At 65.4% G+C, this 11,532-nt stretch carries 10 protein-coding genes; 6 read left to right on the top strand and 4 right to left on the bottom strand.

Annotated features, from left to right (window positions below):
• Positions 1-29: 29 nt before the first annotated feature.
• Both B0E50_RS01065 and hemH read right to left on the bottom strand, forming a co-directional pair.
• A complete protein-coding gene (locus tag B0E50_RS01065; protein WP_077439222.1) occupies positions 30-875 on the bottom strand; it encodes an alpha/beta hydrolase in 846 nt (281 codons plus the stop codon).
• Positions 872-1,927 (bottom strand): ferrochelatase, encoded by a 1,056-nt coding sequence (gene hemH / locus B0E50_RS01060; RefSeq protein ID WP_077439221.1) that lies wholly within the window; start codon positions 1,925-1,927, stop codon positions 872-874. Before hemH ends, B0E50_RS01065 begins: the two co-directional genes overlap by 4 nt.
• Before the next feature lie 95 nt (positions 1,928-2,022).
• On the opposite strand from hemH, the gene B0E50_RS01055 reads away from it, so the two are divergent.
• The 4 genes from B0E50_RS01055 (at position 2,023) to tatC (ending at position 4,270) form a co-directional block, all read left to right on the top strand.
• Positions 2,023-2,715, top strand: coding sequence for a lipid-binding SYLF domain-containing protein (locus tag B0E50_RS01055; protein WP_077439220.1), 693 nt, complete (start codon positions 2,023-2,025; stop codon positions 2,713-2,715).
• 63 nt (positions 2,716-2,778) lie between these two features.
• Positions 2,779-3,039 carry a Sec-independent protein translocase subunit TatA gene (gene tatA, locus B0E50_RS01050; RefSeq protein WP_077439219.1) on the top strand — a complete coding sequence of 87 codons (261 nt, stop codon included), beginning with the start codon at positions 2,779-2,781 and terminating at the stop codon, positions 3,037-3,039.
• A 24-nt stretch (positions 3,040-3,063) separates the two neighbouring features.
• Positions 3,064-3,513, top strand: a complete 450-nt coding sequence (gene tatB / locus B0E50_RS01045) for a Sec-independent protein translocase protein TatB (protein ID WP_077439218.1) — start codon at positions 3,064-3,066, stop codon at positions 3,511-3,513.
• Entirely contained in the window at positions 3,500-4,270 is a 771-nt protein-coding gene (gene tatC / locus B0E50_RS01040) for a twin-arginine translocase subunit TatC (protein ID WP_077439217.1), read from the top strand. The genes tatB and tatC overlap by 14 nt, the downstream gene beginning before the upstream one ends.
• Positions 4,271-4,284: 14 nt before the next feature.
• Here the strand turns inward: tatC and B0E50_RS01035 are convergent, their stop codons facing one another.
• Both B0E50_RS01035 and B0E50_RS01030 read right to left on the bottom strand, forming a co-directional pair.
• Positions 4,285-6,459 (bottom strand): primosomal protein N', encoded by a 2,175-nt coding sequence (locus tag B0E50_RS01035; RefSeq protein ID WP_077439216.1) that lies wholly within the window; start codon positions 6,457-6,459, stop codon positions 4,285-4,287.
• Positions 6,460-6,887: 428 nt separating this feature from the next.
• A complete protein-coding gene (locus tag B0E50_RS01030; protein WP_077439215.1) occupies positions 6,888-8,105 on the bottom strand; it encodes a DUF3667 domain-containing protein in 1,218 nt (405 codons plus the stop codon).
• Between the two features lie 106 nt (positions 8,106-8,211).
• On the opposite strand from B0E50_RS01030, the gene B0E50_RS01025 reads away from it, so the two are divergent.
• Complete coding sequence (locus B0E50_RS01025) at positions 8,212-9,600, top strand: MATE family efflux transporter (RefSeq protein WP_077439300.1); 1,389 nt, start codon at positions 8,212-8,214, stop codon at positions 9,598-9,600.
• A gap of 38 nt (positions 9,601-9,638) precedes the next feature.
• Positions 9,639-11,519 (top strand): signal peptide peptidase SppA, encoded by a 1,881-nt coding sequence (gene sppA, locus B0E50_RS01020; RefSeq protein WP_077439214.1) that lies wholly within the window; start codon positions 9,639-9,641, stop codon positions 11,517-11,519.
• Positions 11,520-11,532 lie beyond the last annotated feature (13 nt).

Here is an 11,532-nt window from a genome sequence, read left to right as displayed (position 1 = left end):
GAACGGCGCTGTCGCTACATGTGCGCAGGCTACGTTGTCGCGCCGATCCAGGTGGCGACGGTAGCGGGATGTTCGAGGTGCAGGTGGTGACCGCCAGCCATGTGGTTGACGGTGATGTTCGGCACGCAGTCAGCGCGCGCCTGCATCGGCGCCCCTGGCAGGTACGAGGTGGCTGGCTGCGCCAGCAGCAGCGCGGCAGGTGCCTCGATGCCGCGGAGCAGGGCATGGATCTGCGATTCGGCCAGCCGCACGGGACTGGGCCGGGTCAGCCGGGGATCGCTGCGCCATCGCCAGCCGCCGTCGGCCTCGATCAGCCCACGTTCGACGATCGGTTGTGCCAGCTCGGCGGGCAAGCCGCTAACCATGCTGCGCGCGTTGGCGGCTTGCGCGATGCTGCGGAAGACACGCAACGGCTTGGTGTTGTCGCCCCGTGGTGCGAACGCGTCGCGGAAGCGCTGCAGCGTGTGTGAACCATCATCGCCGAGCGGGCCGAGGCCTTCGATCAGCCGCAGGCGCTCGATCCGTTGCGGTGAGGCGGCGGCTACCAGCGCGGCAATCCCCGCACCCAGCGAATGGCCGAGCAGGCTGTAGCGCTCAAGCCCCAGGGCATCGGCGGCGGCGAGTACCACCTGCACGTAGTCGAGATAACGATAGCTGGCGCCGGCAGCCAGGTGATCGGAATGGCCATGGCCGGGCAGCTCCAGCGCGATTACCCGGAAGCGGGCCGCCAGCAGCGGCGCCAGCAGCGCAAAGCTGCCGGCATTGTCCAGCCAGCCGTGCAGGGCTAGGAGTGGTGGCAGGGCTTCATCGCCCCAGACTTGCGCGCTCAGGCTCAGGTGCGGCAGCGCGATGCGGCACTCGCTGGGTGCGCTCACGCGATGGATTCCGGCCAGCCACGAATATGCCGTCGTACCAGTGCGGCGAGACTGCGCACCTGTTCGGCACTGTCGTTGAGTGCAGGGATATAGCGCAGCGCTTCGCCGCCGGCCGCAAGGAAGAAATCCCGGTTCTGCATGGCGATTTCCTCCAGTGTCTCCAGGCAGTCCACCGCGAAACCGGGGCAGGCCACGTCGAGTTTCTTCACGCCGTCGGCAGCGAGCTGGCGCACGCTGGCGTCGGTGTACGGCTGCAGCCATTGCTCGCGACCTACGCGCGACTGGAAGCTCAGAATCACGTCATCGGCACTCATGTGCAGCCGTTCGCGAAGCAGTCGCGCGGTGGTCAGGCACTGGTTGAAATACGGATCACCCAGTTGCACGTAACGCTCGGGAATGCCGTGGAACGACAGCAGCAACTTGTCGCCACGGCCATGCGTCGCCCACCAGCGCTCGATGCTGGCTGCCAGCGCGTCGATATGCCTGGGATCGTCGTGATAGTCGTTGACCAGGCGCAACTCCGGCGGCCAGCGCAGCGTCTTGAAGGTGTCGGCGACAGCATCGATCACCGAGCCGGTCGAGGTGGCCGAATACTGCGGATACAGCGGCAGCACCAGCAGTCGGCGCACGCCTTCACGCTGCAATTGTTCGATCGTATGCGCCACCGACGACTCGCCGTAACGCATCGCTAACGCCACGCGGAGCGTGCCCGGCTGCTGCCGCTCCAGTTCGGCTTGCAGGCTCGTGGCGAGTGCCTCGCTGCCGAAGCGCAGCGGCGAACCCTGCTCGGTCCAGATTCGTGCATAGGCGTGCGCCGAACGTGCAGGACGGATCCGCAGGATCACGCCATGCAGGATCAGCCACCACAGCCAGCGCGGGTAGTCGATCACGCGCGTATCGCCGAGGAATTCGGCCAGATAAGGGCGCACCGCTTTCGCGGTGGGCGCGGTCGGCGTACCCAGGTTGACCAGCAGCACGCCAGCCTGAACGGACGGAACACCCGACGCGTCGGAATGGCTGGCAACGCCGGTATAGTGATTGCTGCGTGGCATCGTGGCAGTCGTGGCTGAATCAGTCGTGGAGTCTGCCACAAGCCTTGGTGCGCCGCGGTGTACCACCCCCATCCCCGAACCAAGTGGAGCCGTCCATGTTCAAGACACCACTGCATCGTCTGCTGTTGATTGGTCTGACCTTGTTGCTGCCGGCCATGGCCGTGCATGCCGAAGACCCGCCGCTGGTGCGTGCGAAGAATGCGGTGCGCGTGCTCAATGACATCATGCAGGCGCCGGACAAGGCGATTCCGCAGGATCTGCTGCGCGATGCGCGGGCAATCGCGGTGATTCCCGACATGCTCAAGGTCGGCTTCGTGTTCGGCGGTCGTCGTGGCGAGGGCCTGATCTCGGTCAAGAGCCCGGATGGCACCTGGTCCAACCCCAGCTTCATCAGCATGACCGGCGGCAGCGTGGGCTTCCAGGCTGGCGTGTCCTCGACCGACGTGATCCTGGTGTTCCGCACCCAGCGCGGCGTGGATTCGATCGTGCGTGGCAAGTTCACGCTCGGCGCCGATGCTTCGGCAGCGGCAGGTCCGGTCGGGCGTACCACCAGTGCCTCCACCGACGAACAGATGAAGGCCGAGATCTACTCCTATTCACGCTCCCGCGGTCTGTTTGCGGGCGTGGCGATCGATGGCGCGGCCTTGCGCATCGACTACGACGCGAATGAAGCCGTGTATGGCGCCGGCATCACTCCGCGGCGCATCTTCGAAGGTGGCGTCAGCAACGTGCCGGGGCCGGTGGTCGATTTCCGCGACCGGCTTGAGGAGTACACTTCGCGTCAATGATTGCGAAGTGTCGGCGCGAATCGCGCCTGGATGACTTGGCTGGAATCCGCCTCGAGGTTGACTATGGGTTTTGACAGTATCTGGCATTGGCTAATCCTCCTGGTAGTCGTATTGCTGATTTTCGGCACCAAGAAGATCCGCAACCTCGGGCCGGATCTCGGCGCGGCGATCCGTGACTTCAAGAAAGGCCTCAGCGGTGACGACGAGGCGAAGCAGAAGGAAGAGGAGGCCGCGCGCAAGGCTGCCGAGCAGCTGCGCGCCGATCCGCCGGCGGCCGCCAACAGCAGCACGCAGAGTCAGCGCGACTCCAGCGAAACCAAGTAAGCGCGCGGTAGGCGGAGCGCGGCAATGATCGAGATCAGTCTCGGCAAAATGGTGCTGCTCGCCCTGATCGCGCTGATCGTGCTCGGTCCCGAGAAGCTGCCCGGCGCCGCGCGTACTGCCGGTGCGCTGCTGAGACGTGTGCGCAGCGGCTGGGACAACGTGCGTGCCGAGGTCGAGCGCGAGCTGGAGATCGAGGAAATCCGGCGCACCGCGCGCGAGGCGGCGACCCAGGCGGAGGCCGCGCAGAACGCGATGAAGGGCACGCTGCAGCAGGCGCATGAGCCGCTCGCCGATGCCGCGGCGATGATCAAGGACGTGTCGAGCAAGGACGCGATGGTCAAGGCCGAGTCGCCAGCGGTTTTATCGGACGAGGTGGCTCACGACGAGCCAGCCAGCCAGGTGCAGGCGGAATTGCCACTGGGTGAGCCATCAGCCACCCCGCACACCCGGGAGACCTCGCATGGCGGCGCCTGAGTCCGACCCGTCGATCGCCGAGGACCTGCAGCAGGGACTGTTCTCGCACCTGCTGGAATTGCGTGCGCGGCTGCTCAAGGCGGCGGCAGCGCTGGTCTTGGTGCTGGTGGCGCTGGTGCCGTTTGCGAATCGCTTGTACAGCGAACTGGCCGCGCCGCTGGTGGCACGCCTGCCGCAAGGGGCGCACCTGATCGCCACCGGCGTGACCAGTCCGTTCATCACGCCGCTGAAACTGGCCTTCTATGCCTCGCTGTTCATCAGCATGCCTGTGATCCTTTACCAGCTGTGGGCGTTCGTCAGCCCGGGCCTGTACAAGCACGAAAAACGCCTGGCCCGGCCGCTGCTGGCAGCCGCGCTCGTACTGTTCTACACCGGCGCGGCGTTTGCCTATTTCCTGGTGCTGCCAGCCGCGTTCCGCTTCCTCATCGCGGTGACGCCGCAGGGAGTGGAGATGATGACCGACATCACCCAGTACCTCGATTTCGTGATGCTGATGTTCTTCGCGTTCGGGCTGTGCTTCGAGGTGCCGGTGGCGGTGGTGATACTCGCCGCGGTGGGCGTGGTGGATCTGGACAAACTGCGCAGCGGCCGGCGCTACGCCATCGTCGGTGCGTTCGCGATTGCCGCGCTGATCACGCCGCCGGACATCACCTCGATGCTGATGCTCGGTATCCCGATGTGCCTGCTCTACGAGCTGGGCGTGCTGGCGGTGCGCTGGCTGGTGAAGCCGGGATCGTTGCGGCGCGACGCGGCCTGATAATTCATCGTCGATCAGTACAGATCGATCGGATCGACGTCCAGCGACCAGCGTACCCGCCGTGCCGACGGCAGTGCGATCAGTGCCAGCTGCCATCTGCGCAGCATCCCGTGCAGCGTGCTGCGACTGCCGGCTTCCAGCAGCAGCTGAGCACGATGACGGCCTGCGCGCAGCGGCATCGGCGCCGGCATCGGACCGGCGATCTGCAACTGATCATTGATCGGTAACGCGGCGTTTGCGTCGACGAGAAAGGCATCGACGTGCTCGCGCAGCGGTGCCTCGGCGCGCAGCAACACCTGATGGCTGTAGGGGGGCAACTGGATCTGCCGGCGTTCTGCCAGCAGCTCGCGTGCCGCAGCGGCATAGCCTTGTGCCAGCAAGCCGCGCAGCAACGGATGTTCCGGCTGGTGGGTCTGCAGCAGTACGCGTCCTGGCTTGCGCGCCCGTCCCGCGCGTCCGGCCACTTGCACCACCAGCTGGGCCAGCCGCTCGCCGGCGCGGAAATCCACGCTGTGCAGGCCTTCGTCGACGCCCACGATCGCCACCAGGGTGAGGTTGGGCAGGTCGTGGCCCTTGGCCAGCATCTGGGTACCGACCAGGATCGCCGGTTGGTCGTCCTTGAGCGTGGCCAGCAGTTGCTCGAAGGCGTCGCGCCGGCGGGTGGTTTCACGGTCAACGCGCAACACCGGCACCTGCGGGAACTGTGTGATCAGTGCTTCCTCCAGCCGCTCGGTACCCTGGCCTTGCGGCTTCAGCTCGGTGGCGCCGCAGGTCGGGCAGGCGGCCGGCATGCGGGTCTGGTAATCGCAATGATGGCAGAGCAGCTGGCGACGCCCCGCGTGCAGGGTCAGCGGACGTTCGCAGCGCGGGCACTGCGCATGCCAGCCGCAGCTGTGGCATAGCAGCACCGGCGCGTAACCGCGACGGTTGCGGAACACCAGCGCCTGCTCGCTGCGCGCCAGCGTGTCGGCGACCGCCGTCAGCAACGCCGGCGACATGCCGTGTTCCAGCCGTTGCGCGCGCATGTCGATGATCTGCACCTGCGGCGGCCGGATCGCGCCGGGACGGGCGCGCAGATGCAGGGTGCGGTAACGGCCGGCCTCGGCATTCGCCAGCGATTCCAGCGACGGCGTACCCGAACCCAGCAGCACCGGCACACCCAGTGCGCGTGCGCGCACCAGGGCCAGGTCGCGCGCGTGATAGCGGAAGCCTTCCTGCTGCTTGTAGGCGCTGTCGTGTTCCTCATCGACGATGATCAGGCCGGCCTGTGGCAGCGGCGTGAACACCGCCGAACGGGTACCCAGGATCACTCGTGCGCTGCCGTTGCGGGCACGCAACCACGCGCGGGCGCGATCGCCTTCGGACAGGTTGGAGTGCAACACCTCGACGATCACGCCGAGTCGCTCGCGCAGGCGACGCACGGTCTGCGGCGCCAGGCCGATTTCCGGCACCAGCAGCAGCGCCTGTTTGCCCTGTGCCAGCACCTGCTCGATCAGCGCCAGATACACCTCGGTCTTGCCGCTGCCGGTGACGCCGTCGAGCAGGAACGGCTGGTACTGGCCGAGGCTGGTGCTGACGGTCGCGACGGCTAGTTGCTGCTCGTCGTTCAGTTGCGGAGCGGAAGACGCCGGCAACGGGCGGTCGAGTGGTGCTCGTTCGCTGCGTTCGAGCAGGCCTGCGCCTGCCAGCCGACGGGCCGCCTCGCGCCAGCCGGGCAGGCGTTCGGTCAGCTCCTGCGCGCTCATTGAGCCGGCGGCCAATTGCGCCAGCAGTGCCTTGCTGCCACCACGGCGGCTACCGGCATCGTGAGCGCTGAGACCGGCGCTGCTCAGCGACCAGTACTCATCGCCTAGTGCCGGTAGCGGCTTCGCTTCGCGCAGTGCCAGTGGCAGCGCATTCGCATAGGCCTCACCCGGTGCACCGAGCCAGTAGTCGGCGGCCCAAGCCAGCGTCTGCATCAGTTCGGCATCGAGCAGCGGCACCTCATCGAGTAGCCGGATCACCTGCTTCAGCCGGTTGCCGCCGAGCGTTGTTTCGGCCTCGACCGCCACCACCACGCCGACCTGCTTGCCGCGCCCGAACGGCACCAGCACCCGGCAACCCACGCGCGCCTCTCCAGCCGCAGGCGGCAGGTAGTCGAACAGGGTCGGCAGGGGTACCGGCAGGGCAACGCGAAGGACGGCGGGCATGGCTATCTCGTGGGCGGGTCAGTGTACCCGTGCGGCCCGAACTCCTAAGGCATGCCAGGGGCGACAGGGTCGAGGTGAATCTGCCGCCAGTGCTTGCATGCACTTTCTGCCCGGTGGTCGAGAAATCATAGGTAAGTAGCTCACCGAGGAAGGTTTTAGTGCTTATCCACAAGCGCTGTGGATAAGTCTGTGGATGCAGCGGGGAAGGAGTGCCTCAAAGCGCGTTGTGGCGCCTTTTTCGACACGCTGACCAAGTTTTGGTCATGCAAAAATATATTTCATTTTCAATGACTTGAAAATATACGTCAGCGGATGTTCATGCAACTGACAAATGCCGGTGGTCCAGCTTGACAGGCCCATGACGCTGTGCAAAACCCGCGGCAACCCGGCTTGGATGGTGCGCCGTGAACGCCAGTGTCAGACCCTGTTTAGTGCGCCACTCCCAGTACGAGCGCAACCAACAGGGCAATCCCCAACAGCCCGAAATAACACCAGCTGACGCACCAGAATTTGAGCACGGTCATCGGCCAGCCCTGGCGGTAGATCCGTTTCTGCATGACCAACAGGTATGTGGGGATCCACAGAATCAAAGCAGTCTGCAACAGGCCCATCGCGTAACCGGTCCAGGCGGCATGGGGGCGCAGCCAGGTCGACAACATGCCCGTCACGGCGATCAACAGCAGGCTGAGAAAAATGAACGCATGGCTGTGCAGGGCGACGATCAGATGCTCCATGTACAGCCGCCGGCGGAATACGTAGAACAGCTTGAGCAGGATCGCGAACACCGGAATCAGTACGAACATGGTCGGCGGCAAGGTGCTGAAGACACCGCCGATCATCCGTTGCAGAGCCTCTTGGCGGCGCAGGGGATCGTCCCCCAAAACGGCGTGACGGTTGTCCTGGATGTGTCTGGCAAGCTCGGTCAGGCGGGCGTTGACCATATCCGGCAGCCAGGCGATCTGCACGGGCGTCGATTCCTGCCCGATGGCCTTTTGCCCGGCATCATCCGGCACGGTGGCAGCGGCCCTCATGGTATCTGCGGGCTTCACAGTCACGCTGGGGAGGGGCTCCGCGACGGATGCGGCTGATATCGGTGCAGCACCGAGTTCGAGCAGGCGCCGACTGGCTTTCTGGCGCAGATCCTGCGCGGCGACATTGGTCTGATCCAGCAAGTTCGGCGAAAGCAGGCCGGTTGCGCGGGCGTTCTGCAGTCCGTCCAGCTGCTTCTGCAATGCCTTGCGCACCTGCGCCGGGCTGCCGGCATTCTCGATCGCGTTGCTATTCACACTCACCAATGGAAAGCCGTGTGCGGCGACCTTGCTGCTGATCTGGTCGATCACCAGGTGGAACACGAAGAACGACAGCACGCACAGCACGAACATCAGCCGGAACGGCGCGATGTAGCGCACCCGTCGACCGCTGAAATATTCCAGCGTGAGAAAGCCGGGCTTGAGCAGCAGCGGCGGCAGTGTGTGCACGATGCGGCCGTCGATGTGCAGCACGGTTTCCAGCGTCTCCTCGGCCATTGAGTGCACCGGCTTGAGCACGCTGTGGATCGACTGGCCGCACTCGTGGCAGAACTCGCCCTGCATGCTCGCGCCGCAGTTGGCGCAGTGCAGTCCCTCGTAACTGGTCAGCTGCTTCATCGCGGTCCCCTTCCGGTGCAGCGTGGGATCTTCGCACATGGAGGCGATCCGGCGGGCGTGACAAATGGCTCAGGTAGAATGGCCGGCCCTGGAGTCTGCTGTGCTGATGAAACCCTTCCGCCCCGAGCGCGCGCGCCTGTTGCACGAGATGCGCGCTACCGTACGTCTCGCGTTGCCGTTGGTCTGTGCCCAGCTGGCGGCGATCGGCAGCAATGTGATCGACGCGGTGCTGTCCGGGCACGTCAGCGCGCATGTGCTTGGTGCGGTGGCGGTGGGTGCCAGCATCTGGTCGCTGGCGATCGTCAGCGGCATCGGCATGATGATGGCGGTGCCGCCGTCGGTGGCGCAGCTCGATGGTGCCGGGCGCCGGCACGAGGTCGGCGCCGTATTCCGGCAGGCGTTGTGGCTGGCGCTGGGAATGGGTGTGGTGCTGTGGTTCGCGGTGCGTCATGCGGCGCCGCTGATCGACCTCATCGGGGTGACGCCGAGCCTGCGTGATGACGTGCAGCGGTTCCTGCATGCGATCAGCTGGGGTGCGCCGGCATTGACCTGCTACTTCGCGTTGCGCGGACTGTCCGAAGGCTTGTCGCTGACCCGGCCGTCGATGTACTTCAGCCTGGGCGGCCTGGTGCTGCTGGTGCCGCTGGGCTACGTGCTGATGTTCGGCAAGCTGGGTATCCCGCCGCAGGGCGCGCATGGCTGCGGCATCGCCACCGCGACAGTGTTGTGGCTGGAGCTGCTGGCATTCGGCATTTATGTGCTGTGTCGTAGCAACTATCGCGGACTCGGCCTGTTCGATCATTTCGAATGGCCGGATCTGCGACGGATCGGCCAGCTGGTGCATATCGGGCTGCCGATGGCGGTGACCCTGCTGGCCGAGGCCGGCCTGTTCGTGGCGACTGCGCTGATCGTCGCAACACTTGGCGAGGACGTGATCGCCAGCCATCAGGTGGCGATCAACATCGCCTCGCTGTTCTTCATGATTCCGCTCGGCCTGGCGATGGCGATCACCGTGCGCGTCGGCAATGCCGTCGGCCGTGGCGACGAGCGTGGGGTGCGTTACGCCGGTTTCTGCGGGATCGGGCTGACCTTGATCACCCAATTGCTGTCGGCCGGCCTGATGCTGGGACTGCCGCATTACATCGCGGCGCTATACACGCATGATCCGAAAGTGATCGCACTGGCGGCGCAGCTGATCATGCTGGCCGGTCTGTTCCAGTTTTCCGATGGCATCCAGGTTGCTGCCAACGGTGCTCTGCGTGGGCTCAAGGACACCCGCGTGCCGATGGCAATCACGCTGTTCGCCTACTGGATCGTAGGCATGCCTGTGGGCTGGTGGCTGGCGTTCCATCACGGTCTGGGCGCACGGGGCATGTGGATGGGTCTGATCGCCGGTCTGACCGTGGCGGCGGCCATGCTGTTCATGCGCTTCTGGCGCAGTGCGTGGAAGCAGCGCTGGCGTCGCGTCGCGGCCACTATGTCGGCGCCCGCCTGAGCGGTACGCTAGGTGACATCACTCCAGGAAGATCACGCATGCCCCCACCGCTCCCGTCACCCCGCCGCAATGGTTTCTGGGCTTTCCTGTGCAAGTTCGGGCGTGGCATCAACGTGGTCAGGCTGCTGATCATCAACCTGGTGTTTTTCACCGTGCTGTTCGTGTTGCTGTTGCTGCTGACTGCCGGCGTGGCCGGCAGCCGGATGCAACGCACGCTGCAGGACGACAGCGTGCTGGTGATCAAGCCACAAGGCCAACTGGTCGAGCAGTACAGCATCGATCCGTTGCAGCGTGCGTTGTCGAGCCTGTCCGGCAACGAACCGAAGCAGGTGCAGCTGCGCGACCTGGTGGGCGCGATCGATGCGGCGGCGAAGGACCGGCGGATCAGCCGCATCCTGCTGTTGCCGGACGATCTGCAACAAGGTGACGGCTTTGCCGCCCTGCGCGAAGTCGGCGCAGCGCTGGATCGCTTCCGCGCCGCTGGCAAGCCGGTGATCGCCTGGGCGGTGAATCTGGACCAGGGCCAGTATTATCTCGCGGCGCATGCGGACCGGTTGCTGGTCGATCCACAGGGTGGCGTGATGCTTACCGGACTGGCCGACTATCGCCTGTTCTACAAGGACCTGCTCGACAAGCTCGGCGTCGATGTGCACCTGTTCCGGGTCGGCGAATTCAAGAGCGCGGCCGAACCGTACATCCTCGATCATGCCTCGGACGCGGCCAAGCAGGCTGACAGTTACTGGATGGGCGGTTTGTGGGACAGCTACATCGGCGAAGTGGCCACGCTGCGAAAGCTGGATCCGACTGCTCTGCGCGCCGACATCGACAATCTGCCGCAGGCCATCGCCACGACCCAGGGCGATCTGGCCCAGCTGGCAGTGAACGAGCATCTGGCCGATGGCCTGGCCACGCGTGCGGAGCTCATTGCCATGCTGCGCAAGCAAGGCGTTCCGGCGGACGACAAGGGGCACAGCTTCCGTCAGGTCGATCTGGCGCGCTATGCCGCCAGCCTTCCGGGCGACGGCAAGCTGTTTGAGCCTGGCGTGGCGGTCGTGGTAGCCGAGGGCGAGATTGCCGCCGGCAAGCAGTCGGCCGGCTCGATTGGCGGTGAGTCCACCGCGGCCTTGATCCGTGCGGCGCGCGAGGATCGCAAGACCAGGGCGCTGGTGCTGCGGGTCAACTCCCCCGGTGGCGAGGTGTATGCGGCCGAGCAGATCCGTCGCGAGGTGGAGCTGACGCGCGAGGCGGGCATCCCGGTCGTGGTGTCGATGGGCAACGTGGCGGCCAGCGGTGGCTACTGGATCTCGATGAATGCGAACCGCATCTTCGCGGAGCCGAACACCATCACCGGCTCGATCGGCATCTTCGGCATGTATTACACGGTGCCCAACACGCTGGCCAAGCTTGGCGTCCAGAGCGACGGCGTCAGTACCGGACCGATGGCCGGCGCATTCGACATCACCCGTCCGCTCGATCCGAAGGTCGGTACCGTGATCCAGGCGATCATCGACAAGGGGTACCGTGACTTCGTCGGCAAGGTGGCCCAGGCACGCGGCAAGAACTTCGATGCGATCGATGCGATTGCGCAGGGTCGCGTGTGGACCGGACAACAGGCGCTCGACCGTGGCCTGGTCGACCAGCTCGGTGGTCTGGGTGATGCGGTTGTCGATGCAGCCAGTCTGGCCAAGCTGGGCAAGGATTATCCGGTGCGTTACCAGGAGGCGCCATTGGGTGGTTTCGCGCGCTTCCTGATCAATCTCAACCACGATGCCAGCATGCACGTGCTGCAGTCCTGGGGCATCCGCTTGCCGGACTGGTTTGCCCAGTTGCCGGCGCTGGCGCCGGAACTGCAGCTGCTGCGCAGCGCCAAGGCCGGCACGCCGAACATCTATGCGGACTGCCTGTGCACGCTGCACTGAGCGATGATCAGGG

This window comes from Rhodanobacter sp. C01 (genome assembly GCF_002001045.1).
In the GTDB taxonomy this organism is placed as follows: Bacteria; Pseudomonadota; Gammaproteobacteria; order Xanthomonadales; family Rhodanobacteraceae; genus Rhodanobacter.
Note: the sequence above shows the minus strand (reverse complement) of the source record. Positions and strands in the feature narration are given on the sequence as shown.

Excerpts from the sequence above, each read along its gene's own strand:
- B0E50_RS01030 (WP_077439215.1), bottom strand. The coding sequence starts at position 8,105 with ATGAAGCAGCTGACCAGTTACGAGGGACTGCACTGCGCCAACTGCGGC.
- tatB (WP_077439218.1), top strand. The coding sequence starts at position 3,064 with ATGATCGAGATCAGTCTCGGCAAAATGGTGCTGCTCGCCCTGATCGCG.
- B0E50_RS01055 (WP_077439220.1), top strand. The coding sequence starts at position 2,023 with ATGTTCAAGACACCACTGCATCGTCTGCTGTTGATTGGTCTGACCTTG.
- tatA (WP_077439219.1), top strand. The coding sequence starts at position 2,779 with ATGGGTTTTGACAGTATCTGGCATTGGCTAATCCTCCTGGTAGTCGTA.
- sppA (WP_077439214.1), top strand. The coding sequence starts at position 9,639 with ATGCCCCCACCGCTCCCGTCACCCCGCCGCAATGGTTTCTGGGCTTTC.
- hemH (WP_077439221.1), bottom strand. The coding sequence starts at position 1,927 with ATGCCACGCAGCAATCACTATACCGGCGTTGCCAGCCATTCCGACGCG.
- B0E50_RS01035 (WP_077439216.1), bottom strand. The coding sequence starts at position 6,459 with ATGCCCGCCGTCCTTCGCGTTGCCCTGCCGGTACCCCTGCCGACCCTG.
- tatC (WP_077439217.1), top strand. The coding sequence starts at position 3,500 with ATGGCGGCGCCTGAGTCCGACCCGTCGATCGCCGAGGACCTGCAGCAG.
- B0E50_RS01025 (WP_077439300.1), top strand. The coding sequence starts at position 8,212 with ATGAAACCCTTCCGCCCCGAGCGCGCGCGCCTGTTGCACGAGATGCGC.